The organism is Pirellulales bacterium (genome assembly GCA_035939775.1).
Taxonomy (GTDB): Bacteria; Planctomycetota; Planctomycetia; order Pirellulales; family DATAWG01; genus DASZFO01.
In genome coordinates, this window is record DASZFO010000297.1 from 16,520 (window position 1) to 42,251 (window position 25,732).

At 61.5% G+C, this 25,732-nt stretch carries 20 protein-coding genes; 3 read left to right on the forward strand and 17 right to left on the reverse strand.

All coding sequences use genetic code 11. The annotated features are described in order from the left end of the window. Window positions 1-15: 15 nt before the first annotated feature. Together VGY55_18530 and VGY55_18535 are read left to right on the forward strand one after the other, a co-directional pair. Window positions 16-1,245 (forward strand): hypothetical protein, encoded by a 1,230-nt coding sequence (locus tag VGY55_18530; GenBank protein HEV2971976.1) that lies wholly within the window; start codon window positions 16-18, stop codon window positions 1,243-1,245. A gap of 246 nt (window positions 1,246-1,491) precedes the next feature. Next, the gene (locus VGY55_18535; GenBank protein HEV2971977.1) at window positions 1,492-2,013 is read left to right on the forward strand and encodes a hypothetical protein; all 522 of its coding nucleotides are present in this window, start codon (window positions 1,492-1,494) and stop codon (window positions 2,011-2,013) included. Window positions 2,014-2,066: 53 nt separating this feature from the next. On the opposite strand, the gene VGY55_18540 is transcribed toward VGY55_18535, so the two are convergent. From VGY55_18540 to kdpF, 13 genes are all read right to left on the reverse strand, one after another. Further along, entirely contained in the window at window positions 2,067-3,479 is a 1,413-nt protein-coding gene (locus VGY55_18540; GenBank protein HEV2971978.1) for an alpha-L-fucosidase, read from the reverse strand. 314 nt (window positions 3,480-3,793) lie between these two features. Then, window positions 3,794-4,393, reverse strand: coding sequence for a hypothetical protein (locus VGY55_18545; protein HEV2971979.1), 600 nt, complete (start codon window positions 4,391-4,393; stop codon window positions 3,794-3,796). 164 nt (window positions 4,394-4,557) lie between these two features. Continuing rightward, window positions 4,558-6,135 (reverse strand): protein kinase, encoded by a 1,578-nt coding sequence (locus VGY55_18550; GenBank protein HEV2971980.1) that lies wholly within the window; start codon window positions 6,133-6,135, stop codon window positions 4,558-4,560. A gap of 73 nt (window positions 6,136-6,208) precedes the next feature. Further along, window positions 6,209-6,802: a sigma-70 family RNA polymerase sigma factor gene (locus VGY55_18555; GenBank protein HEV2971981.1), complete on the reverse strand. Its 594-nt coding sequence runs from the start codon at window positions 6,800-6,802 to the stop codon at window positions 6,209-6,211. A 70-nt stretch (window positions 6,803-6,872) separates the two neighbouring features. Continuing rightward, a complete protein-coding gene (locus tag VGY55_18560) occupies window positions 6,873-9,545 on the reverse strand; it encodes an NPCBM/NEW2 domain-containing protein (GenBank protein HEV2971982.1) in 2,673 nt (890 codons plus the stop codon). A gap of 15 nt (window positions 9,546-9,560) precedes the next feature. Continuing rightward, a complete protein-coding gene (locus tag VGY55_18565; protein HEV2971983.1) occupies window positions 9,561-10,904 on the reverse strand; it encodes a Gfo/Idh/MocA family oxidoreductase in 1,344 nt (447 codons plus the stop codon). Window positions 10,905-10,978: 74 nt separating this feature from the next. Beyond that, window positions 10,979-12,832 (reverse strand): ATP-binding protein, encoded by a 1,854-nt coding sequence (locus VGY55_18570; protein HEV2971984.1) that lies wholly within the window; start codon window positions 12,830-12,832, stop codon window positions 10,979-10,981. After that, window positions 12,829-13,977, reverse strand: coding sequence for a universal stress protein (locus VGY55_18575; GenBank protein ID HEV2971985.1), 1,149 nt, complete (start codon window positions 13,975-13,977; stop codon window positions 12,829-12,831). The genes VGY55_18570 and VGY55_18575 overlap by 4 nt, the downstream gene beginning before the upstream one ends. 7 nt (window positions 13,978-13,984) lie before the next feature. Further along, entirely contained in the window at window positions 13,985-14,329 is a 345-nt protein-coding gene (locus VGY55_18580) for a hypothetical protein (GenBank protein HEV2971986.1), read from the reverse strand. Then, window positions 14,326-14,946 carry a potassium-transporting ATPase subunit KdpC gene (gene kdpC / locus VGY55_18585; protein HEV2971987.1) on the reverse strand — a complete coding sequence of 207 codons (621 nt, stop codon included), beginning with the start codon at window positions 14,944-14,946 and terminating at the stop codon, window positions 14,326-14,328. Before kdpC ends, VGY55_18580 begins: the two co-directional genes overlap by 4 nt. Window positions 14,947-14,950: 4 nt before the next feature. Beyond that, window positions 14,951-17,056, reverse strand: a complete 2,106-nt coding sequence (kdpB, locus tag VGY55_18590; GenBank protein HEV2971988.1) for a potassium-transporting ATPase subunit KdpB — start codon at window positions 17,054-17,056, stop codon at window positions 14,951-14,953. 10 nt (window positions 17,057-17,066) lie between these two features. Beyond that, window positions 17,067-19,061: a potassium-transporting ATPase subunit KdpA gene (gene kdpA / locus VGY55_18595; GenBank protein HEV2971989.1), complete on the reverse strand. Its 1,995-nt coding sequence runs from the start codon at window positions 19,059-19,061 to the stop codon at window positions 17,067-17,069. Between the two features lie 119 nt (window positions 19,062-19,180). Beyond that, a complete protein-coding gene (kdpF, locus tag VGY55_18600) occupies window positions 19,181-19,270 on the reverse strand; it encodes a K(+)-transporting ATPase subunit F (GenBank protein ID HEV2971990.1) in 90 nt (29 codons plus the stop codon). Between the two features lie 824 nt (window positions 19,271-20,094). Between kdpF and VGY55_18605 the strand changes: the two genes are divergently transcribed. Then, window positions 20,095-20,691 carry a hypothetical protein gene (locus VGY55_18605; GenBank protein ID HEV2971991.1) on the forward strand — a complete coding sequence of 199 codons (597 nt, stop codon included), beginning with the start codon at window positions 20,095-20,097 and terminating at the stop codon, window positions 20,689-20,691. Window positions 20,692-20,911: 220 nt separating this feature from the next. Here VGY55_18605 and VGY55_18610 read toward each other — a convergent pair whose 3' ends face one another. The 4 genes from VGY55_18610 to kdpB (VGY55_18625) all read right to left on the reverse strand — a co-directional run. Beyond that, complete coding sequence (locus VGY55_18610; GenBank protein ID HEV2971992.1) at window positions 20,912-22,303, reverse strand: sigma-54 dependent transcriptional regulator; 1,392 nt, start codon at window positions 22,301-22,303, stop codon at window positions 20,912-20,914. A 201-nt stretch (window positions 22,304-22,504) separates the two neighbouring features. Then, the gene (locus tag VGY55_18615; protein HEV2971993.1) at window positions 22,505-22,888 is read right to left on the reverse strand and encodes a helix-turn-helix domain-containing protein; all 384 of its coding nucleotides are present in this window, start codon (window positions 22,886-22,888) and stop codon (window positions 22,505-22,507) included. Window positions 22,889-22,924: 36 nt separating this feature from the next. Further along, entirely contained in the window at window positions 22,925-23,992 is a 1,068-nt protein-coding gene (locus VGY55_18620) for a potassium-transporting ATPase subunit C (GenBank protein HEV2971994.1), read from the reverse strand. Between the two features lie 28 nt (window positions 23,993-24,020). After that, a partial coding sequence (kdpB, locus tag VGY55_18625; GenBank protein HEV2971995.1) for a potassium-transporting ATPase subunit KdpB occupies window positions 24,021-25,732 on the reverse strand: 1,712 nt, incomplete at its 5' end.

Genomic DNA, 25,732 nt, shown 5'->3' on the forward strand with positions numbered 1-25,732 from the left:
CATTTCGACAACCGCATGAAACTCGCCCTGCTGGGAGCCGACGATGCGATGCTGGCCATTGCTCGCCGCGCGCTGGAAAAGGGGTTGCATGAGATCGTATTGTTGACCGAACAGGATGTCACCGGCCACGAAGTCGAATCGATCGCGCGGCTTCGCGCGAGCCTGCCCGGCCGCGCGGAAATCGCCTGGGAAACGCTGCTCTACGGCCATCCGGTCGACGCGGTGCTCGTGGCCCGAGGGCCCGATCAAGAGTTCCGCGCCGATCAGCTTCGCAAACTGGTTCAAGCCGCAATGCCGCTATTGGTCTCGCACCCGGTGCTCGACTCGATGCTCGTTTACTATGAGCTGGACATGATCCGTCGCGAGACGGGCTGCGTGATGCTGGCCGACTTGCCGTGGCGCTGGCATCCGGCGGCGGCGCAATTGGCCGCGTTGATTGCAGAGGGCGAAAACTCGTCGATCGGCGCGATTGGCCAGGCTGTCTTCGAGCGGTCGCTTGGCCGCCGCGATAAATCCGCCGTGCTTGCACAGTTCGCCCGCGACGTCGATCTGATCCGCGCCACCTGCTGCGACGTGACAAAGCTCTCGGCCCTCGGATCGGCCGCGGACGAAGGGACCTACGCGAACCTCGGAGTGCAGATGACCATGCCTGGTTCGCTCGCCGTTCGATGGTCCGTCGGACCGGTGGAGGAATCGCCGCGCGGGAGCTTGACCGTCGTCGGCACGCGCGGCAAGGCCATCCTGCTCATGCCCGACAACGCTGCCTGGCGATTGGAAACGCGGTTCGACGGCCTATCGGAAACGGAGCCATTTCAAAAGTGGGACGCTCCCGCCGCCGCGCTCGAAGAACTCGCGGCGGCGATTGAAGGCGAACCGCCGGCCGCCGATTGGAACGACGCCGCGCGCTCGGTCGAGCTGGCCGAAGCGATCGACCGCAGCCTCGCCAAGGGGCGCTCGATCGAATTGCACAACGAAGAATTCACGGACATCGGCACCTTCAAAGGGACGATGACCTCGCTAGGTTGCGGGCTGTTGCTGGCCGGATTGTGCCTGCTGCTCGCCGTCGGCGTGGTCGAGGCAATCGCCCGCAAGGCTGGCTTCGTCAAGCTAGCAGATGCCTTGCGGGCGTGGCCGTATTGGCTGGTCGGGTTTCTCGTCGTCTTCTTATTGCTTCAATTGATTATGAAACTGGCGGCTCCAGGCGATTCGGGCAAGCACGAGTCTGACGATCGGTCCCAAACGTAAGGACACATATCGGTTCGTTCAACCCGGAGCCAACGGCGACGGAGAGCCTCACTCCGACAAACCGTCGCCGTTGGCTCCGGGTTAAACGATAAATGGGCTGAGTTTTCCGGTTACGTGAAAGTTTCCGGTCGCGTAATCCGATTTGATTGCGGAGTCGGTGCGATGGCGGTCTTCCGCGCGCTGTCTCGAAAACTGGATCCATCTCGATTCTGTGGCAGCTAGCGCATGGCTAATTCGAGCGGCAAAATGGCTGGTTGGCTGCTTGCATTGGCGACCCTGATCGCGACCGGCTGCATGCCGCGGGGCCCATTTCCACTGGCGACATTGTTCGGCGAAAAGGAACCGATGGAGTGCCGCGACTGTGGCTGCTGCAATCACCGCCGGAATGCCGGTCGTCAGGACGATGGCCAAGACGGAAATAGCAGTGCCGATACGCCGGCGCCGATCCTGGCCCCGCATTCCAACTTTCATCCGGTTCCGACGCGCCCGGTGTTCACGCCCTGGGCCGTGGAGAGCCCGGCACCGGAGGAGATCAGCGGACAGTTGGCGTGGAAAAACGCCGTAAACCCCGGCGAGGCCGGCAAACGGTCCACGAACCCGCAGCCAGTCGAACAACCCTCAAGCACGCCGATCGCCCGCCGCACACTTCCGCTGCCGGCGACGTTGCCGGACGAAAAGTCCTCCTTGCCGCGGACCGACCAGGGAGATTCGAATTCGCCTGGCGATCCAGGGCTGGGTGGCTGGCGTGCCGCGCCACTGCGGTTCTAAATCGCGCGTCGGGCGTGACGACGTAACCTGCTCTCGGCATCCCGCTTGGATCCTCAGAGCCGCTTGGTGGCCGCGGGGGCCTCGCCGGCTTTGGTCACTTGCGGCTGGCCTTCGATCTCGACTACGACCACCGTCGCGTTCGGATCGGGTGTGATCTCGGGGAGCGCGATTGTCTTTCCATCGGCGGCTGAGGTGACGGTCAGTTTTTCGTCGGGCTTGGTCAGCAGATAGGCGGCGCGGACATCGTTCGTCACCGGAACGAGCACCTTCCGGTCGCTCGGCCAGGCGAAGACGTGCAGATAGAGCTTGCCCGGCTTCTGCGTGCAGCGGCCATCGAAAGTGAGCTTGCCGAACGGGCTGGCGGTGGTGCCGTAGATGGCGTCGCCGTTGGCGGCGAGCCAGGCGCCGATCTCGTGCAGCCGCTCGACGCTGGCGGCGGGGATTTCCCCTTCGGAAGTCGGGCCGACGTTGAGCAGATAGTTGCCCCCTTTGCTGGCAATGTCGATCAGATTGCGGAGAAGCGTTTGCGCGCTCTTCCAATCGTTGTCGTAGCTCTTGAAGCCCCAGGTCTTATTCATCGTCATGCACGTTTCCCAATCGCGATCCATGCCGGTCGCGGGAATCTTCTGCTCGGGGGTCTCGGTGTCGCCGCGGAACTCCGGATCGCCGCGGAAGAGGCGATTGTTGGTGATGATTTGCGGCTGCAGCTTGAGCAATGCGTGCAGCTTGGCGGCGCGATCGCGATTCATGTTCACTGGCGTGTCCCACCACAGCACGGCCACGTCGCCGTACTTGGTGAGCAGCTCGCGCACCTGCGGCACGGCGATCTGGTCGATGTAATCGTCCATGCTGCCATCTTGGGCTTTATCCCAATGGCCTCCTTTGGCGGCCGCGCCGCCGGGGTGATGCCAGTCTTGGGCCTGCGAATAGTAGAAGCCGAGCTTGATCCCTTGCTTGCGGCAGGCCTCGGCCAATTCGGCCAGCGGATCGCGTTTGAAGGGGGTGGCGTCATAAATGTTGTACGGAGTGACGTGGGAATGGAACATCGCGAAGCCGTCGTGGTGCTTGGCGGTGATGACAATGTATTTTTGCCCGGCGTTCTTGGCGATCCGCACCCATTCATCGGCGTTGAATTTCACCGGGTTGAACTGCTCGGTGAACTTGGCGTAATCGGCGACGGGAATCCGGCCGCGGTTCATGATCCACTCGCCGATGCCGGGAATCTGCTTGCCGTTCCAAGTGCCGGCCGGCACCGAATAGACGCCCCAATGAATGAACATCCCGAACCGCGCCTCGCGCCACCATTTCATCCGCGCGTCGAGCTGCTCCTTGGTTTCTTCGGCCGGAGCGGCCTTCTCCGTAGCGCCGGATTTCTCTGCCGCATCCGCCGCGCGGAGGTCGGCGATCGGCAGACAACTGGCGATGGCGGCGACGAACGAGATCATGAGTCGGAGGCGGGCTATCATGGCGATTCCGTTTCCAATAAAAGGAAAAAAGGTGTTGAAGGGTGGGAATTCCGCGGCCTTGGCTACGGTGGTATTATCCGTTGATTGCAATTCCGTTTCAACCAGCGTCATGCCCACTCGATCGCACGAGTGTTCGACGATGAGTTCCGCCAATCCTTGTGAATCGCCGAAGGAATCGACGCCGATCAAGCGGCCTGGTGAGCAGTGCGGCTGGACGAGACAATCAAACGAGTTTACGAGAAAACGAAGAAGCCAGGCGGAAGCGGCGTGATCAAAACGCGCTCCCTGCCTGGCTTCAAGGCCTGCGTTCAGATTCATCTTTCGATGGGCGCCAGCGCGTTCGGAATCCGGTAGATCTGGCCGGGGACTGCGGGCGGGACGGCCGCCGGGCTTCCGCCAGGGCCGGTGTAAGTCATGATAGCGTGCTTCTCCCGGGCGCCTTCCGTTCCCCAACCCAAGCCTTCGGCGTCTTGAATCAAAGTCGTCAAGTGGTGGTCGATCAGTTCTTGCCGCATCGACTCCCGTTTCTTGAGCGTGTCGCGGAGGTGAGCGACGCGGTCTTCGATCTGCTTGATCTCCTCTTCGCGCTCCTTTTGCCGAATGTCGAAAAGCTCGGTCAGCGAGCTTTGAATCTGCTTCTTCGCGGCATCGCGCTCGCCGTCATCTTTGGCGGCGGTGTACTTGTGCAACTGTTCGTCAATTTTCGCGTTTAGCTCCGCATCGCGCCGGTTTCCGCCATCCAGCGACCGATAGTAAAGGACATTTCCCTCTCCCCGAGAGCCAGGCTCAACCAGCCCTTTCTGGAGAAATACCGGCCCTTCCGGCCTCTCCTGGCCGAACACTTCACTGAATGCAATCACAGCACTGCAAATCGCCGCGCCGCAGAGCAAGCCAATAGTAAGTTTCTTCCGCATGATTTATTCTCCTTGGATGGATCGCGTGGTAACAACCAGCAACATTGCACAGACAATGATCGAGAATTATCAACCACGAAGGACACTGAGGATTCGCAATCAAGATTGGTTCTTCGTGTCCTTTGTGTTCTTAGTGGTTCAATAAAATGGACTGGTCAATTGCGTTAATGCGAATCGGTCTCGACTCGGGAGTCCTCCGCGAGCGGAGCATCGAGGGTGTCGAGTCGCTGTAGTAGCGCCATGATTTCTCCCCGGATCGGCTCCGGCGAGGGAGTCGAGGCGTGGAGTTCGCCTTCGATCCGATCGATTTGCGAATTCAATTCGCCGACCGATTGCCGCCACATCCGATCCGACTGCGGATCTTCGCTTGTCCCGATCATCGCCGAGACGGCGGTGCGACTCTGGCCGGGCGCCTGCGCGGCAGTCTGCTGACCGTCATCGCCCGCCGGCAAGAACTGCTTGAGCAGAACGACGCTCACGACGACCATCGCCGCCGCGGCGCCGGCCCAAAGCCCGATTCGTCGCGCGTGCTGGCCCAGCCACGCGCGGGCCGACTGCGCGGCCTCAGTCCAAGAAAGCCCGAGCGCCCCGGAGGGCGATTGCAGCCGCGCCAAGTGGCGCTGCAGAATTTCCGCGACTTCCGACGCTGACGCGTAGCGTTTGGCCGGGTTCTTGGCGTGCAGCCGCGCGATGATCGCCGAGAGCCAGAGCGGAATCTCCGGATTAGCCTCTTGAATCGGCCGCGGGGATTCCTTGCAGATGCGGTGCAGCACTCCCATCGTCGTCTCGGCGCGAAACGGCGAATGCCCGACACAGAGGGCGTAGAGCACGCTTCCGAGACTGAACAGGTCGGTGCGGTAGTCGACGGCGTCGCCGCGGGCCTGTTCGGGGGCCATGTACTGCGGCGTGCCCGCGATCACGCCCGAGCAGGTCAGGCTCGCTTCATCGACCGTGCGGGCCAGGCCGAAATCGGTGATCAAGACCCGCTCGATGCCGTTTTCGAGCAGGATGTTCGCCGGCTTCACGTCGCGATGGACGAGTCCCTGAGCGTGCGCCGCCGCCAGCCCCGCGGCCGTCTGCATTCCAATTCGCAGGATTTCGCGGATCGGCAGCGGCCCTTGCTGATCGAGACGCTGTTGCAACGAGCGGCCCGGCACATACTGCATTACGATGAACGGCAAGCCTTGCTGCTCGCTGACCGCGTGGATCGGCACGATGTGCTCGTGCACCACGGCCGCGGCAGCCCGCGACTCGCGGGCGAACCGTCTGCGAGCGGCGGCGCTGGTCGCGAGGTTCGGGACCAAAACTTTGATTGCGACCAGCCGATTCAAGGCGCCGTCGAATGCCTTCAGCACGATTCCGGTGCCGCCGCGGCCGACGACGCCCACAACTTCATACGTCCGCAGCCGGCCGAGGCTGTGCGGATCGTCGGTCGGCGACAGGAATTCCAGCGAGATGGGAGGCGCGGCCTCCTCGTCGCGATCGTCGTCGCGATCGTCGTCGCCATCGCCTTCGGCGAGCGGCAGAACGATCGACGTCGTCGACCACGCATCTTCGCGCTCAGGACTTAGAAAGACCTGGGCCTCCTGCCACCAGCGTTCGCCGCCGGCGAGCCGCTCGACTTGCCGCTGGCATTGACCGCAGGTGTTCAAGTGCTCGACGATCTGCCGTTCCACGTCGGCGGAAAGCTCGCCAGAAAGAAAATGCGACAACAGGTCGGGATCACAAGTTGCGTTTGTCATGGATCGGTCCTCTTCGTTGGAGTTCCGCCTTTAGGCGGCAGCACACCGGCTGGAGCCGGAACTCCAACAGCTCTCACGATTCTTCGCCAAGCATCGCTTCAATCTCGCTCCGCAGCCGCGCCAAAACTCTGCTCCGCGCGGCATAAACCGAACCAGTCGAAATTCGCAGCTCGTCGGCCGCTTTGTCGATTGGCTCTCCCATCACACTGGTTCGCCAGAAGGCTTCCCAAGTGGCCGGTTGCACCTGCGCGCGCACCCGCTCGGCGGCCTGGTGAAACGCCGCCCGGCGAACTTCCAGTTCGAACGCGTCGCCAGCCTCCACCGGCTTGGCTTGCAGACGGCGCATCGTGTCGGTGTCCCCCGTGCCGCAATCGCCGGTTCGGCGCCTGCGCATGGCGGCAATGGTCTTATTTCTCACGATCGCATAGAGCCAAGTGCGAAATCGTCCGCGCTCGGGATCTGGCTGCCACGTTCGGATCGCGAGAGAGACCGCCGCTAGCACGTCTTGCGTAAGATCGTTGGCGTCGGCGTCCTGCAAGCCAAACCGCCGCGCCATGCGATAGACGACCGGCTGATACAGCCGCCAAAACTCCCCCCACGCTCCGCTGTCCGCCGGGTCGCAAACCCGCATCAGTAGCGAATACCGAGTGTCAATGGCTGGATTCATCGAGAGGCTCCAGTAAATGACACGCTCGGGTGGGCGGATTCTGACACGGCTCGGAGAAGAAAGCCGGCAGCTATTGCTTTCGAATCAGCCGCGCCTCACCCCAGACGACGCGGCCGGCGACGTCTTGGTTCTTTCCGAAACCCACTTCGAGAGTAAGCGTCTTGGCGGCAGCCACGTTCAGGTCGAGCACGGTCGGCGCGGCGTCTCCTTTCAGATCGGAATCTTGCCAAAGCACCTTTCCATCGCCGAGAACTCGGACGGCTGCGCGGCCGATTTTTCCCTCCGGCTGTTGAAATCCGAGCTTGGTTCGAAACCGCTCGAAGCCGCCGCCGATATCATAGGTCAGCACGCACTTCGAATGGACGGCGATGCCGCGGGCGACGACACCATCGGCCAGGGCCAGCGGACCGCCGGTCAGGCTTTCATTCACTCTATAGGGCATGAGCCGGTCGAAATAGGGGACTTGTGTGACCGCGATCGGCTTGAGGTCGCCGACCCAAGCGACTCGCCCACCGACGATCTCGATTCTGGCGAGCGCTGCCAAAGGAAGGCTGAAGCCAGCTCGATCATCTGCCGGAGCCGTCCACAACGGCGCGATGTGGAAAGTGCCGCCTTCCAGCGCTTCGATCCGGCCGGAAACGACATCACCGCTTGAGAGAGCAAATGTTTCGTACAGTGATTTTTCGGCCGGCAACTCGCGCTGCGCCAGCAATACACCCACCAAGCGATCCAGTTTGATCTTTCGCTCCGCCCCTTCATATTTGAATTTGAGAAACTCACCGTCCAACCCGTCGGCAACGCCCGCCACCGACTTCACCTTGCCGTCGCTTTCGACAAATGCAACATCTAGCGATTCGACGGCGACGTTCAGGTCTTGGGCTTGCTTTACTTTGGCGGCGTTGCTCGACCAGATCGCGCGCACCCGATCGACCGGGACTCTCAGTGTCGCCGATTTGAGCGAATCGATGGCGAGCGTCAACTGGCCGTCCGTCCAATTGCCGATCGAGGCGGTGATATGGTCGGTCGGCGACAACTCGACGCGCCACCGGGCGCCCGGTTTTTGTGAGCCGCTGGAAGCGGCCGAGTGATCCGACTTGGCCGATGTCCCCGGCGCGGCGCGGTCTTTGTCGTCCAGGATGATCGAAATAATGTCCGCGAGTGCGATCTTCTTCTCGACGGCCTCGGTGGCGGGCTTCACGACCAGCGAGCGGCTTTCGTATCCGACGATTCGATCGGCGCCGGCGGACGATCCGGTTGTGTCGCCGAGGGAATAGGAGAAATTGCTGACCTGTTGTATCGAAGCAAAGCCGCCGCAGGCGCCGGTCAATCCGACGTAGGCCGTCGGACCGCCTAAGATCTTCGCCACGTCGAGCGTCGTGTACGCCGTGGAATAGGTTGCCTTCGTGGTTTGATCGATAAGCTTGGCCGAGAGGGTCGTCGTCGCGGGATCGTAGCTCAAGTTGATGTCGATCGGATGACCGCTGGCGACGTTGACCGATCCGGTCGAATCGTACGACCCGGTCTCGCCATTGCTCCGCCATGCGACACCGGGCTTCGAATAGAGGTTGATCTCAAACTCAACGCTAGGCGAGATCGGAGCGTCGTCGTGGCTGGCGCCAACTCCAAACGATCCGCCGTGACTGCCGAGAGCCGAGGCGCTGCGGGGATCGTTCTGCAAGACGAACGCGACCCCATCGGCCTGCTTATTACCTGACGCTTTGTACGTGAACGACGCCGCGAATCCGCGGTGGCCGGCGATGACCGGCGCCGGCTTTTCATAGAACGCGCTGCGGGCGCCGTCGGTGTTATCGGTCAGTTGCAATGTGTTCGCCGAGGGAAATGGCGTAAAGAATCCTTTGTCGCTGTTGACCTTCCAACCCGTGCCAGAGCCGCCGAACCCTGTCAGCTTGAACGGCCCGGCGGCCGATTTGTCGTCGGCCCTCGGCAGAGTTGCGCCGGCGACGGAATACGAGAAATTGCTGATCTGCTGAGTCGCCCGATGGCCGCCGCCCGTGAATCCGATGTAGGCCGTTGAACCTCCCAGAATGCTCGTCACGTTGAGCGTACGGTACGAAGTGGAGTAAGTTGTCTTGGTCACTTGATCGACCAGTTTGACCGAGAGAGTAGTTGTCGCGGGCGCATACGTCAGAGTCACGTCGATCGGGTTGCCGCTGCCGACATTGACCGATCCGGTCGCGTCGTACGTCCCCGTGCTGCCATTGCTAACCCAGGCGATGCCGGGCGTCTTCCAAATATTGATCTCGAACTCCACGCTGGACGCGATAGGGGTTCCGTCGCTCTCAGTTCCAACACCAAGCGCCCCGCGGTATCCGCCAAGCGCCGACGCGCCGCGCGGATCGTTGTGCAGGACGAACGCCGCGCCGTCAGCCCATTTGTCGCCGGACGGAGTGTAAGTGAACGAAACGGTGAAGCCGCTGGCGCCGGCGACGATCGTCATTGGCTTTTCATAAAACGCACTGCGGGCTTCGTCGGAATTGCTGTTGGTTAAGAGCAGGACGTTCGACGACGGAAAGGGCGAAGACGGATTGTCTTTGCTGTTGACCTTCCAGCCGGTGCCACCTTCAAAACCGGAAAGGGTGGCCGTCACGAATACCGGCTTGTCGTCGATCATCTGAATGGTTGCGGCCTTCAGTCCGACGGTGGCGGAAACCACGACCATCGCCATGCTGAAGACGTGGCAACAGCCAAAACTGAATCGATAGCGAGCCGGCGAAGAGGTCATGCAACCCATCCTACTTTAAGTCACTTCCGGATGCACCCACGGCGGGCGATACGGTCGCCGGAGCCATTGATTCGCCTCATCGTCGCCGGCGATTTGTTGCTTCGCGGCGTCCCAAGTCAATTCGCGGCCGAGCCGCAACGAAAGGTTGCCCAGAATGCAGGTCGCCGTCGAGATATAGCCCTGTTCGATGTCGGCGACCGGCTTGCCGCGCGTGGCGATCGCTTGCAACAGGTCGCGCATGTGGTGGCGGATCGCCGGGGCGACGTGCTGTTCCAAATCCTTCTCGGTTTTGTCCTCGGGATACTCTTCCAATTCGTACTTCACGTCGCGATGGACCGGCTTTCCGCCGCCGATCGGCGTGAAGTCGTAGCTCATCACGCTGATCTTGAGCGTTCCCTTGTCGCCGTAGAGCGTCGCGCCCCACGGATATTTTGGATCGGGAGCATCGCCCCAACTCCGCATCTGCCAGACGATGTCCAAATCGCCGTAGTCGAAGGCGGCCGTCTGCGTGTCGGGGATATTGGCCTTGCTGCGCTTGTCGACGAGAATGCCGCCGGTCGATGAAACTCGCGTCGGCCAGCCGAGATCGAGCATCCACCGCGCGCAGTCGAGGAAATGGATGCACATGTCTCCCATGATCCCGTTGCCGTATTCCATAAAGGCCCGCCAACCTCGCGGATGGACGAGCTTGTTGTACGGCCGCATGGGGGCCGGGCCGGTCCACATTTCATAATCGAGGTTTTCCGGGGGCGACGTGTCCGGCGGGTTCTCCCTGGCGCGCATGTGGTAGTAGCAATACACCTCCACGAGCGCGACTTTGCCGAGCTTCCCTTCGCGGATGATCGTGTCGCGGGCTTCGACGAGGTGCGGCGTGCTGCGGCGCTGCGTCCCGACCTGGACGACGCGCTTGGTGCGCCGCGCGGCCGCAAGCATCGCTTGCCCTTCGACGATATCGACGCTGATTGGCTTCTGCACGTACACGTCCGCCCCGGCTTCGACCGCGGCGATCATCGCCAGGGCGTGCCAGTGGTCGGGCGTGGCGACGAGCACGATGTCGAGGTCTTTTTCCTTCAACATCTGGCGATAGTCGGCGTAGGTGCGCGGTTTCTTTTTTGACACTTGGCGGGTGGCGACCATCTCGGCCGCGTCGGCCAGCATTTTCTTGTCGACGTCGCAGAGCGACACGACTTCGACCGGCGCCACCTGGATCAAGCGAAACAGGTCGGCCTTGCCATACCAACCCGTGCCGATCAGGCCGACCCGGGGCGGCTTCTGATCGAGAAACTCGGCGGCAAAACTCCCGGCCGCGGACAAGGCCAAACCCGCCGCGCTGCTCTGCACAAACTGTCGGCGATTCATCGTTGCACTCCCGCGAAGGACCGATGGGTGGGAGAGATTAGTCTAGCAACGCGCGGCGCGAAAGACGAGCTAGCTTAAGCTGACCCAGGAGACGAACCTGTCGCGCGCAATGTGAACCAGAATGTGCTGCCGTGCCCCGGCTGGCTTTCGACGCCGATTCGGCCGCCGTGGGCTTCGACGATTTCCTTGCAAAGCGAGAGCCCAAGGCCGGCGGCGCCGGCGCTAGAGCCCGGGATGCGGAAGAACCGCTCGAAGATGGCCGCGTGGTATTCCTTCGGAATTCCTTCGCCGGTGTCGCTGATCTCGAACCGCACGGCTGAATCGTCGGCGATTCCACGGACGCGGACGATTCCGCGATCCGGCGTATGCCGCAGGGCGTTGGCGATCAGGTTGTGAAAGACGATCTGAATCCTCTCGACGTCGGCCATCACCTGTTCGTGGATCAAGAGCGATTCGGCTTGCAACTGAATCTGCTTCTCGGCCGCCGCGCCGTGCAGCGGCACGACGGCTTCTTCAATCAGCTTGGCCGCGGCGACCGGCTGCAATTCCATCTCCATGCGGCCCGACTGGATGCGAGCCAGATCGAGCAGCTCGTCCACGGTGGCCTGAAGTCGCTCGCATTCCTCGCGGGCGGCGTGCAGAAGATCGGCCTGCTTGTCGGTCAAGGGGCCGGCAACTCCTTCCAAACACAGATGCACGGCCATGCGGAGCGACGTGAGCGGCGTACGGAATTCGTGGGCAACCGTGGCTACAAGATTGTTTTTCAGCTCGTCGAGGCGCCGAAGCCGCGTCACGTCTTGGAGGATGGCGGTCGCGCCGGTAATCTTCCCCTCGTCTTCATAGACCGGATTGGCCCGCAGCAAGAACCAGCGATGCCCCTCGGCGCTGGGGACGTCGAAGGCGTCCTCGAAACCGTTGGGCAAGAACGCCCCTTTGCCCTGCAAGACGTGGGCCTTCGCACGATCGAGCGCCGAGCGCACGGCAGGTGGGAGCGTGACGAGGGTCTTCGAATCGGGTTCAAGACCATTGGTCTGCCAGAGCGAATCGGCCGCGCCGTTGGCCTTGAGGATGTTGCCTTCGGCGTTAAAGACGATCACCGGATCGGGGATGCTATCGATCGTGGCCTGCGAGGCGCGCTGGGCGAGCAGCAACTCACCGAGCGAACTCTCGCGGTATTCCTGTAAGTGCTCGGCCATCAGATTGAATTGCGTCGCGAGCTGCCCGATCTCGTCGCGGCTCATCACGAGCGCACGGGCGGCGAAGTCTTTCTGCCCGAGGCGGTTCACGGCCATAGTCAAGAGCGAGAGCGGGCGCAGCAGGCGTTGCGTCAGGAGGATCGAAGCGAGCGCCCCGACTACGAGCGCGCCGATCGCGACGGCGGCCACGATCGAGTTCGTCAACTGACCGGCGCGCAGCGCCGCGTCGGCCTTGCGCTGCATCGCAATCTCATTGATCTGCAAAATCTCGTCCGCATCATCTTTGACGACGACGAATTGCGGCTGCAAGATGTCGAAATACTGCTTGTTCATCTGCTTGAGATCGGTAAGCTTCAAGTAGTCGGTCAAAAGGCCTTCGTATTTGGTCCAAGCGTCTCTCAGCGTCTTGGTCGCCACGTCTTCGCGTTGATCGAATTCCGTGATGTTGTTCTCTTGGACCTGCAGTTCAGCCGCGAACTTGTTCCGATGCTCGGCGATTTGCGGCTCGGCCCGGTTCCTCTCTCCCGCGACGATGAAGATCGCGGCGCTGTCGAGCCGCTCGATCGATTCCTTCATCCGCTGGGCGGCCAAGACACTGCGGTAGTTGTCCTTGAGAATCAGTTCGGATTGGTGGCTAAGCGCCGATACTCTCCAGACAGCGACGACCCCCAGCAACACCAGCGCCAGGGCGAGAGGTAGTTGGGCAAGCAAGAGTTTCGCGCGGAGGCTCATCGGCGCGGCTCCTTGTCGTCGAGCGACACGATGTGCAAATCGAAGCCGCGAGCTTCGTGGACCAACCGGTCGATCATGCTCCGCCCCAGGATGCGCTTCCACCAGGGTCTTTCCGAGCGGCCAATCACGATGTGACCGACGCCACGCGTGCGGGCGAAATCCAACAGCGCGGTCACCACGTCGTGCGCTTGGAGCCGAATCACCTCGGCCCCCAACTCCTTGGCCATCGAGATCGTGGCGATCAATTGCCGCTGCACGGCCGAATCGATGCGATTGGGGGCCTCGCCGGGCGTTTCCACATAGACGGCATACCAATCCGTATTGAGACGCCCAGCCAGGCGCGAGCCGCGCCGCAACAGGGCCGCCCCGCGCGGCGATTGCGATGCAATGCAAACCATCACGCGCTCGATAGTCGATTTGTGATCGTCGCCGCCGGTTAAACTCACGGCAGCGGTCCGATCGATGCTCTCGGCGACTTCGCGGAGTGCCAATTCCCGCAGGGCCGCGAGATTCTCCTGCCGGAAGAAATTGCCGAGCGCCGTATCGACTTTTTCCGCCGCATAGATTTTGCCCGACTTCAATCGATCGACCAGGTCTTCGATCGCCAGGTCGAGATTGACGATCTGATCGGCCTGCTTGAGAAAGGTGTCAGGAACCGTTTCGCGGATGACGACGCCGGTCGCCCGCTCGACTACGTCCTTGAGGCTCTCCAAATGCTGAATGTTAAGCGCCCCAATGACGTTGATTCCCGCGGCCAGGATGTCTTGCACGTCCTGGTAGCGCTTGTTGTGCCGCGAGCCTGGGGGATTGGTGTGCGGGAGTTCATCGACGATTGCGACGGCCGGATGCCGAGCCAGAATGCCGTCGAGGTCCATGTCGTCCACCTGGAAGCCGCGGTATTCCACCTTGCGGCGCGGCACGACCTCGAGCCCGTCGATGAGCGCGGCAGTTTCCGATCTGCCATGCGTTTCGACGAAGCCGATCACCACGTCCGTGCCGCGCTTTTGCAAGGCATGGGCTTCTTCGAGCATCCGGTAGGTCTTGCCCACTCCGGCCGCGAAGCCGACATACAGCTTCAGCCGCCCTCGCTTGGAGCGCTCGACCAGTTCCAGAAAGTCTTCAGGACGTGGCTGCGCGCGAGTCATGTGGTCTTCAGTTCGCCCCAAACTGGATGACGAGTCCTCCGAGAATAATGATGGCTAGTCCGGCCCAGGTCGAGAGCGGAATATGCTCATCGAGCGCGAACCGCCCAGCGAGAACGCTGACGAGGGCAAAAGCACCGACATAGACGCCGATTAACTTCGAGAAGTCCCATTTTACCGTGTTGACGACGACCCCATAAGTCGCCAACAGCAGCCCGCCGCCGACAACCCAGGGCACACCGCCTCCGCGCAATCCTCTGCGAGTGACGGCATCACCTCCAGCTTCGATGGCGGCCGCAGCAAGAAACACGAGCCATGCGACGGCGGATAAATCCCGTTGGTGCATGGGGGTCATTTTGCCGCTGGCTTGGGGCGCCCGAATTGGCGGTCCAACGCCAAATTCAAGGATAGCACGTTCACGCGCGGCTCGCCCAACAGGCCGAAAGTGGGCGACTCGATCTGGTCCTTGACGACCTGTTGAACGCGCTCGGGCTTTTCGCCGCGTGCCTTGGCAATTCGCGGCACTTGCCAAAGAGCGGCCTGAGGGGACAGATTCGGGTCGAGTCCACTGGCTGACGTCGTGACAAGTTCGTCCGGGACGGGGCCGCTGGCGTCTGGATTTTCCTTTTGCAATCGCTCGACGTCTCCCTTGATGCGATCATACAGCGCCTGGGACGTAGGGCCGTAATTCGACGCCCCGGAATTCGTCGCGTTGTACGGTTTCGGCTTCGATGAATCGGCCTCGTCGTTGGTTGCCGAGGGGCGCGGCTGGACATAGGCCGGGTTCGTGAAATTCTGCCCGATCAATTCCGAGCCGATGACAACCCCTTTGTCGTCGGTGACGAGGCTGCCGTTGGCTGCGTGAGGCGCGATCACCTGGGCCAAGCCTGTCATCAAGAAGGGATACACGATCCCAGTCAGAACCAGCGTCACGAGCGTCACGCGCAGGGCGATCATCAATTCGGATTTCATTATCTCAAGCTCCTGTTCCCGCAATGTTGAGCGCTACGAGCGCCATATCGATCAGTTTGATGCCGATGAACGGCGCGATCACGCCGCCGACGCCGTAAATCAAGAGCGACCGCCGCAAGAGCGAGGCCGCGCCCACCGGACGATACTTCACGCCCCTCAGCGCCAGCGGAATCAATAGCACGATGATGATCGCATTGAAAATCACCGCCGCCATGATCGCGCTCAGCGGAGAAGCCAGCTTCATGATGTTCAGCGGCGCGATCTCTGGATACACGCCCATGAACATCGCCGGCAAGATCGCGAAATACTTGGCCACGTCGTTGGCAATCGAAAAGGTGGTGAGCGCGCCGCGCGTCATCAACAGTTGCTTGCCGATTTCCACCACTTCCAACAGCTTGGTGGGATCGGAATCGAGGTCGATCATGTTGCCGGCTTCCTTGGCGGCTTGCGTGCCGGTGTTCATCGCCATGCCGACGTCGGCCTGCGCCAGTGCGGGGGCGTCGTTGGTGCCGTCGCCCGTCATCGCCACGAGCTTTCCTTTGGCCTGCTCCTCCTTGATGAGCCGCATTTTGTTCTCCGGCGTGGCCTCGGCGAGGAAGTCGTCCACACCGGCCTCTCCGGCGATGGCCTTGGCCGTGCGCGGATTGTCGCCGGTGATCATGACCGTGCGGATGCCCATCGCGCGGAAGCGGGCAAAGCGGTCGGTGATTCCGACTTTGACCACGTCTTTCAGATGAACGACACCGAGCATTCGCGAGCCGCGCGAGACAGCCAGTGGGGTCCCGCCATCGTCGCCGATTTGACCGGCGATCAGGTTCAATTCGGCCGGCGCGGTTCCGCCCAACGTTCGAACGTGAGCCGTCACGCCGTCAACGGCCCCCTTGCGGATCACATCGCCGTTGAGGTCGCAGCCGCTCATGCGGGTATAGGCGCTGAACGGGACAAACTTCGCCTGCTTGTTCGTCAGCAGCGCTTGTTTGGGATGATGTTCTTCGATGAACGAGACGATCGAGCGCCCCTCGGGCGTTTCATCGGCTTGGCTGGCCAGATGGGCCGCCTCGGCTAAGTCCTCGACGCGCACGCCGGGCAGGGGGAGCAACGCGCTGGCCATGCGATTGCCAACCGTGATCGTGCCCGTTTTGTCCAAGAGCAGCACGTCCACGTCGCCAGCCGCTTCGATTGCCCGGCCGCTCATCGCCAGCACGTTCTTGCGAATCAACCGATCCATGCCAGCGATCCCGATCGCCGAGAGCAAGCCGCCGATCGTCGTCGGGATCAGGCAGACCAGCAAGGCGACCATCACGGTGGCCGAGAGCCGATTGTCGCTATACAGGGCCAGCGGCACGAGCGTGGCGCAGGCGAAAAGAAACACCAGCGTCAGACCGACAAGCAGGATGTGCAGGGCGATTTCGTTCGGCGTCTTCTGGCGGGCCGCCCCTTCCACAAGCGAAATCATTCGGTCGAGAAACGATTCGCCGGGGTTCGATGTGATTTTCACCACGATCCGGTCGGAGAGCACTTTTGTCCCACCGGTCACGGCCGAACGATCGCCGCCGCTTTCGCGAATCACCGGGGCCGATTCGCCCGTGATGGCCGATTCGTCGACGGAGGCGATCCCCTCCGTAACCTCGCCATCGCCGGGAATCAATTGCCCCGCTTCGACGACCACCAGGTCGTCCTTTCGCAATGTCGCGGCGGAGACCTCCGTCTCGCGGCCGTCGACGAGCTTGCGAGCGGTGGTTTCTTTCCGCATCTTCCGCAGCGTGGCGGCCTGGGCCTTGCCGCGCCCTTCCGCCACCGCCTCGGCGAAGTTGGCAAACAGCACCGTGAACCAGAGCCAGATCGTCACCGACCCGGTGAACCAAAGCCACGTGGTCTGCCAAGCCCCGCCGTTGCCATGGAACCATTGCGGCGTCGCCGGGATCGACGACGTTCCCAGGACGTCTCGCAGCCACAGCGCCGTGCAAAGCACGCTGCCGACTTCGACGACGAACATCACCGGATTCTTGTAGAGATGCTGCGGAGCGAGCTTCTTCAGGCTGTCGACGGCCGCCCGCCCGAGGATCCCCTTGTCGAACAATGATAGCGCTTTCGCGCGTGGACCACCCATAATGGAAACCTTAATAAAGTTTGCCTTGGCCGGCGAGGAAGTGCTCCACAATCGGCCCCAGGCATTGCGCGGGAAAGAACGTCAAGGCGCCGACGATGACGATCACGCCGACCAATAGCACGGTGAATAGCGGCCCGTTGGTTGGAAACGTGCCCAGGCCCGGGGCCACCGTCTTCTTGCCCACCATCGAACCGGCGATCGCCAGCACGGGAACGATCATCAGAAACCGCCCGGCGAGCATCACGATCGCTATCGTGACGTTCCAAAAATTCGTATTGGCATTGATCCCGGCGAACGCCGAGCCGTTGTTGCCGGCCGCGCTGGAATAGGCATAGAGCATCTCCGAAAGCCCGTGCGGACCGTTGTTGTTGAGGGCCGAGCCCGTGGGGGCATGCTCTTTGTCGGAGTACCAATTGTCGGGCAGGTCGGGCACGGGCGCCTTATAGTCTGCCGGCGGTTTGGCCGGCGCCGGATGAGCCTTGGCGAAATCCGCTGCATAATCCGCGGCTCGCTTTTCGTAAACCGCCGACCAGCCGGCAAATCCGAGAATGATCGCCGGGAAAATCAGGATATAGAACATCGCGTACTTCATCTCGCGCGACTCGATCTTCTTACCTAGGTACTCGGGAGTGCGCCCGACCATCAGACCGGCGATGAAGACCGACAGGATGACGAACACGAGCATCGCATACAGCCCGGCCCCGACGCCGCCGAAGATCAATTCGCCGAGTTGAATGTTCGCCAGCGGCACCAGCCCGCCGAGCGGCGTGAAGCTGTCGTGCATGGAATTGACGGCGCCGCACGAGGTGTCGGTCGTCACGGTGGCGAACAGGGCCGAATTCGAGACGCCAAAGCGGACTTCCTTCCCCTCCATGTTCCCTTGCGGCTGAGCGATCTTGAAGCCTATCGGAGAACCGCTTGGGGAGAGGGGGACAGTCCCCTTTTGTTCCGAGGACTCCACAAAAGGGGACAGTCCCCGGCGGTTCTCCGATAGGCTCTTGGCCTTCTCCGCGACGGACGGAGTTGCCGCCGCCAGATCGGCCTCGAGCTTGTGGATTACCGGGTTGCCGCCGGATTCCGCCCAATAGGCGACGCTCACTCCCGTCAAAAACAAGAGCGACATCGCCGCGAAAATCGCCCAGCCCTGCCGTTGGTCGCCGGCCATGCTGCCGTAGGTGTAAGTCAAGGCGGCCCCAATGCTGAAGATCAACAGCAGCTCGACGAAATTAGTCAGTGGCGTCGGGTTCTCGAACGGATGTGCGCTATTGGCGTTGAAGAATCCGCCGCCATTGGTGCCAAGTTCCTTGATCACTTCCTGCGAAGCCACCGGGCCCATTGCGATGGTTTGCTTCCCGCCGTCGATGGTGGTCACTTCTTGATACGGCGAGAAGTTCTGAATGATTCCCTGCGTCACCAAAAACAGGCCGACCACGACGCTGATCGGCATTAACACGTACACGATCGAGCGAATCATATCGACCCAAAAGTTGCCGATCGTTCGCGCGGCGTCAGGGGCTAGGCGGCGTGTCAGCCCACGGGCCACCGCCAGCGCGACCGCAATCCCCGCCCCGGCCGATACGAAGTTATGCCACGCCAAGCCGGCCATCTCGCTGAGATAGCTCATCGTCGTTTCGGGCACGTACGACTGCCAATTCGTATTCGTGTTGAAGCTGACCGATGTGTTAAAGGCCAAATGTTCGGGCACTGCGGGCAATCCCTGCGGATTGAGCGGCAAACGGTCTTGCAATCGCAGAATCCCATACGTGACGACGATGCCGAACAGACTGAACGCCAAGAGCGCCAGCGCATAGCGCTGCCAGGTTTGCTCGCGTTTTGGATCGACACCGCAAAGCCAATATAAAAACCGCTCGGTTGGCCCAAAGAACCGCGGCAGCGGTTGTTTCGAGCCTTCGAAGACTCGATACATGTACGCCCCGAGCGGCTTGGTGATCGCGAAGATCAGGACCGAAAACAGGCCGATTTGCAGCCAACCTTGCAGAGTCATGGGGAAACTTCGTCCTTTAGTGCGGCTAACAAATCCGGCGGGGACTGTCCCCCTTTTGCGCAGTCCGCGGAGCAAAACGGGGACTGTCCCCTTCTCTCAGCCGGATTTGTTAGACGCGCTTAAAAATGTTCGGGGCGCACGAGCGCGTAAAGAAGATAGATGGTCAACAGCACCGTGACGATGCCGCCTAAGAGAAACTCGATGTCCATGCGATATTTCCTGATGCCGTCGGCAGGGATGGGTCTTACGACTTAGCAGTGCTCGCAGGCGCGAACGTATAGCCAACAGACCGCGAAAAATACAACGCAAGCGCTCACGAAAACTGTGTCCCACATAAACAGATTCCCCGCGTCGACTCTTGATTCCGAATAAACGTTGCCGGCAATGGAGGCAATTGGAGTGCCAAACTCCTGGCGGACGCGCCAAGCAGCATCAGCGCAGCATCTTAAGGAACATTTACGCGGATGGCTTCCATCCCCGAGCATTGCATCTTGCACTGAAGTCACGATGCGGCAATGCAAAATGCAATCACCGATCAGGATCGACTAAAGCCGCTAAGAGGACTGCGACCTGAGACATACCAGGCGACTGTTCGCTTCGACGCCCTGCAATTCGCAGGCGGAATATCGCAATATGCAACCCGCCGGCGGACCGCGTCCGCGGCGATTGATTCTCGAAATCATTCCCCGCCACGGGCTTACGCGATCTTGATGGCCGCGGCACGCTCCTTGCTTTCATCCGAGTCGTCATTCGGTTCGTTGATCACGCGGCCCTGTTTAGAATTGCCGATCGATTCGCTGCCATCACGATTCAGAACCCCTCACAAAGCTGCCGGGGACTGTCCCCATTTTTGCGCAGTCCGCGGAGCAAAAACTGGGGACTCTCCCCTTCTCCCAGGCAGTTTTGTGGGGGGTTCTTGGAGCACTTAACAATCCCTCTTGATGGCCGCGAGTTGTCGGTTTCTTTCTCTTCGCCCGAGAAAGGCTGCACGACCGGCGCCGCGGCCATCATTTTTTCTGCCGCAAGGTGTGCCATGACCATCACTAATGTTCGCATCGCGCCGTACATTCGCGGTCCCGAACTTGATCCCGAATCGGTGAAAACGCCCTCACCGGCGAATTGGATTCGTCGGTTGACGCGGCTTTGGGGCAGAGTTTTTGGAAACTCCACTGAATGCGGCGAGCAGCCTGCGATCGCTGCCTCGCCGGTTTCAAAAACGCACTGGGCTTTCCGAGCGGTCAATTACCACCGACTTCACGCCGCGGGGATGCCGTGCGTAATCGCCGCGCCCTCGATCGCGGCCGGCATCTCGTCACATCTCGAACTCGAAGCGATCGTGCCGTCCGAATTGCAAGTGGGCGACGTCTTCCTCGTCGAGTCCGGTCAAACCATCTTTGCCGACGGCCTGATTCTCGAGGGAATCGCCATAGTCGACGAGGCCGTCATTTCCGGCCAATCGGCGCCCGCCCTGCGTTCGGCCGATGGAGATAGCGCCGTCATGCGAGACAGCCACGTCATCGAAGGACAGATTCTAATCGAAGTGGCGCCCCGCCGCGGCCACCCACTGGATTGGATTAGCGAAGCGACCGTGGTCCGATGGCCGCCCGCGGCCGCTGTCGCTCGAAGATAGCATTCGCGGTTAAGAGCCTATCCGAGAACCGCCGGGGACTGTCGCCTTTTGTGGAGTCTTCGGACCAAAAGGGGACTATCCCCCTCTCCGCGAGCTAAGAGCGCTTCACAAAACCGGAATGGGTGCCATGCCCACGGCTCGGCGTGGGCAGGAGCCCCAATGAGGCATGGCCACTCAGGGCAGTGGCCATGGCACCCAACGATTCAGCATTAAGGCTCCGCTAGGCATCGCTTCGCTCCGGACCCTCGTATTTCTTCCGTTTTCGCCACAGCGTCGAGCTGTCGATGCCGAGGATCCGCGCGGCGTCGTCCAGTGTGGCGCTGCGCGCAAGCACGGAGAGAACGTGTTGGCGCTCGATCTCCTCCAGCGAGAAATCGCCCCCCAACTGCGGCGATGAGCCACTGCGCGAATGCATTCGCTCGGGCAAGGCTTGTGGCTCGACCACCTGCGCCGGCCAAAGGATGACGGCACGTTCCATCGCGTTGCGCAGCTCGCGAACGTTGCCGGGCCAGGCGTACGACAGCAGCACCTCTTCCGTCGCTTTCGACATTTCGGGCGTGGGCCGTCCGACCGAATGGCCGAAGAACGCCAGGAAGCGCCGCGCGAGAATGATGAGATCTTCCGGCCGCTCGCGCAATGCGGGAACGTGAATCTCGATCACGTTCAGACGAAATAGCAGGTCCTCGCGAAAATGGCCGGATTTCACATCGACTTCGAGATCGCGATTGGTCGCGGCGACCACCCGCACGTCGGCCTTGCGCGTGCGCGTCTCGCCGAGCCGCTCGAACTGCTTTTCCTGCAAGAATCGCAGCAGCTTAGCTTGCAGACCGGGAGTGATTTCGGCGATTTCGTCGAGAAAGAGCGTGCCACCTTCGGCCGCCTCGACGCGCCCCGGCTGATCGCGCACGGCGCCGGTAAACGCCCCTTTCGCATGACCGAAGAGTTCGCTGGTCAGCAGGTTCTCGGAAAGCGTAGGACAGTTGACAACGACGAACGGCTTCGTGCGGCGCCGGCTTTGAGCGTGCAGGGTGCGGGCCAGCACTCCCTTGCCCGTGCCGCTTTCACCGCGCAGCAGCACGGCCACTTCCGAATCGGCAGCCCGGCCAAGCACGTCGAGCGCCGCCTGCATTTTCGGCGACCGCGTCTCGAGCACTGTCTCGGGCACGGCCAGCTTGAGCTGCTGGTCGAGTTCGGCCAGTCGGCCGAGCGTGGCCATTCGTTCGGTGAGCTTGGCGACGAGGTGGCGGATCTGATCGGGCGTGAAGGGCTTTGGGAGATAATCGGCGGCCCCGCGCTTGATCGCCTCGACGGCCGTGTCGAACGTCGCGTAGGCAGTGAGCACCACCGCGGCCAGGTTCGGATTTTCAGCTAACAGCTTGGGCAGCAGATCCAGCCCGCTCGATTCGCCGATCTTGAGATCGACGAAGGCCACGTCGAACGGCCGCTGAGTGACCGCCGCCAAGGCCATTTCAGCCGAGGCCGAGGCAACTACCTCGCAGCCGATGTCTTCCAGGCAAACGGCGAGCGTGCGACGGATGTTTTTTTCGTCGTCAACGACAAGCACCCGCAGGCCTCGCATCGAGGATGCGCCAAGTTGCTCGGGCCGGGGCATGAAATCCTCGTGCCTATGCCGGAATAGCAAGGCAATCTGAAGGACGATTCGTGTGACAGCCAACGCGGAGGGGCCATTATAGCAAAAAGGAGTCCGCGTGCTTCCACCGCCATGTCGAGACGCTGATGCCCAGGATGCTCGGCAGCTACGATGCGGCGGAGTGAGCCGGCAAAGAATGTGGTGACGCTCCTTCGAGTCGCGTCACGATAACTCGTATTTCTTCCGCTTTCGCCAAAGGGTCGAAAGGTCGATGCCCAGGATGCGGGCCGCCTCGTCGAGCGTGCTGGTCCGAGCCAGGACCGCCGAAACGTGACGGCGCTCGATCTCGTCAAGCGTGAAGTCGCCGCCGAGATCCGGCAGGCATTGTGCATAAACCTGCACGGATTGGGCAAATGCTTGTGGGCCGACGTCAGACGCGCGCTCGATGGCGGGGAGCAATTGCTCGGGTGAACGTGCCGCCGCGGCCTCGCAGCCCGCGCCCGCAGCGTAGACCGCGAGTGAGATGCGATCCTCCTTGTTGTTGGCAATTGTGAACACGCGCACAGGTTGCGCGGAAGACCCGTTGGGTGAGTCGTGTCGCGCCATGAGATTTCGCGCTGGCGAATAAGCTGTCGCCCGAAATTACGGCTTGCCGCCGGTCGTCGCTCCGTATTTGTTGTCTAGTGCGAGGTTGATTTCCAGGACGTTGACCATCGGCTCTCCCCACGCGCCGCCCAGGGGAGCCGAACTCTTTTCCTTCAGCAAGGTTTCAATTTCGTCGTGGACCTTCTTCACGTCGGCCTTGGTGTCCTTGGCCCAGGCCCCGGCCACGCCATCCAATTGGAACATCGCGTTGGCCAAGGTGATGTGCGGATCGAGCCCGGAACCGGACGTTGTCGCCCAATCGCCGGGAACGTCGTTCAATTCAACAGTCGGATTGTCCGTCAGCCACATGTCGAAGAAATGCGCTTGGATGTCAGTCTGAGTATCGGAGCCCTTGTCGACAGGCTCGATGGCCGTCGTGCTGGTCTTGCCGTCAGCCGACATGTGGGTCACCGACGAGGGGAATTTGCCCGGATGCTCTTTAGAAAATGACTCGAAGAACACCATGGCCAAATCGGACGGCGAGGGATCGGAATTGTCGGGATTGTCTTTTTTGAACTTCTCGACGATTGCCGCGTGAGTCTTCTCCCAATCCAACACATACTGCTGCTGCGGCGTGGGATTCTTGGCATCGAATGTCGTGCCGACCCATCCCTGGGCCACACTGTTGTGGAGATCGGCCCATTGGGCCACGATCGACGGCTGGCCTTGGAATTTATCCTTGTGGAACCATTCCTCGACATCGGGAGCGACATTCTGGTCCTTCTTGGGACCGGTCTTATACGTGACGACCGGGCCGAGCGCATTGGCTACGCGATCCCGCAGCGCATAATTCGACACCGCCAGCGCCGACGACGTGGACGAAGTCGCATCGTAGGGCGTCGAGATCGCCGAGGGGCGCGGCGTAAAATGCTCGGGTTTCGCAAATGGCTGGGCGATCAACAACGATCCCACAGGCTTGCCGTCCGGTCCGTTGACGATGCTGCCGTTGGCCTGGAAGGGAAACACGGTCTGGCCGATTCCCCACAGTACCAGCGGATAGATGACGCAACAGATGACGACCGAAAAGAGCAGAAGCCAGAGGCTCTTGGAAATGATTTTGAACATAGGAGAAACTCCGTGATCGGTTAGGTAATCAGGCCATGTGCAGGGCGACCATCATCGGGTAAATCACGACGTCGATTAATTTGATGCCGATGAACGGCAGGACTACGCCGCCTAGACCCCAAATCAGCAGGTTCTTGCGCAGCAGCGCATCGGCCCCCAGCGGCTGATACTTGACCCCTCGCAACGCCACTGGAATCAAGGCCGGGATGATCAAAGCGTTGAAGATCACCGCCGACAGGATGGCCGAGGTCGGCGTATGCAGATACATGATGTCGATCTTCTTCAGCCACGGCAGCGTGCCGGCGAACAGCGCCGGGATAATCGCGAAATACTTCGCCACGTCGTTGGCGATCGAGAAGGTCGTCAGCGCGCCGCGGGTCATCAGAAGCTGCTTGCCGATCTCGACGACTTCGATCAGCTTGGTCGGGTCGCTGTCGAGGTCCACCATGTTGGCCGCTTCCTTTGCGGCCTGGGTGCCGGCATTCATCGCGAGCGCGACGTCGGCCTGAGCAAGAGCGGGGGCGTCGTTGGTGCCATCGCCCATCATGGCGACGAGCTTACCTTCGGCCTGCTGCTTCCGCAGGTATTCCAGCTTGGTTTCGGGCGTGGCTTGCGCGACGAAGTCGTCCACTCCGGCTCGCTTGGCGATGGTGGCTGCCGTGAGCGGGTTGTCGCCCGTGATCATGACAGTTCGAAGCCCCATCTTTCGCAGCCGCTCGAAGCGCTGTTCCATCTCGGGCTTGAGAATGTCCTCGAGCACGATGACGCCCTTGATCTGATTTCCTTCGCAGACGGCCAGGGGCGTGGCGCCTTCCGACGCAATGCGCTCAACGACTTTGGTCATTTCCGTTGGCACCATGCCCCGCTCCGCTTGGACAAACCTCGCGATCGCGTCGGGCGCGCCCTTGCGAATCCGTCGACCGTCGTCGAAATCGACGCCGCTCATCCGCGTTTGCGCGGAGAACGCGACGAATTGGGCCGAGGTCGGTAGATCAGCGTGGTTCTTGGCTTGTCCCTCGTAAAGTTTGACAATGCTTTTCCCCTCCGGCGTCTCGTCCGCCGCCGAGGACAGAGCGGCCAATCGGCCAACCTCTTCGCTCGAATGATTGCCGACGGGTATGAACTGAGTCGCATGGCGATTGCCCACCGTGATCGTTCCGGTCTTGTCGAGGAGCACAAGATCCACGTCGCCGGCCAGCTCGACCGCCTTGCCGCTCTTGGCGATGATGTTCGCCTGGAGCGCCCGCTCCATGCCGGCGATGCCGATCGCGGCCAACAGCGCGCCGATTGTCGTTGGGATCAAGCAAACCAACAGGGCTACGAGCGTGGGGACGTCGGTGCCGAGGCTGTGCAACGGGTCCGAAGAAAGGCCAAATTGACCCACCATGTACTGTTCGGCTTGGTAAGCCATCGGCCACAGCGGGATGACAACGATAAGAAAGATCAATGTCAAGGCGGAGAGGGCCAGAGTGAGCGCGATCTCGTTCGGGCTGCGTTGGCGAATGGCGCCTTCCACCAGTGCGATCATCCGATCGAGGAATGATTCGCCGGCCCCGCTCGTGATGCGAACCACGATCCGGTCGGAAGTGACCGTCGTGCCGCCGGTGACACCGGAGCGGTCGCCGCCCGATTCGCGGATCACGGGGGCCGATTCGCCGGTTATCGCTGACTCGTCGATCGAGGCGATCCCTTCGATGATCTCGCCGTCGCCGGGAATGACTTGTCCCGCCTCGACGACAA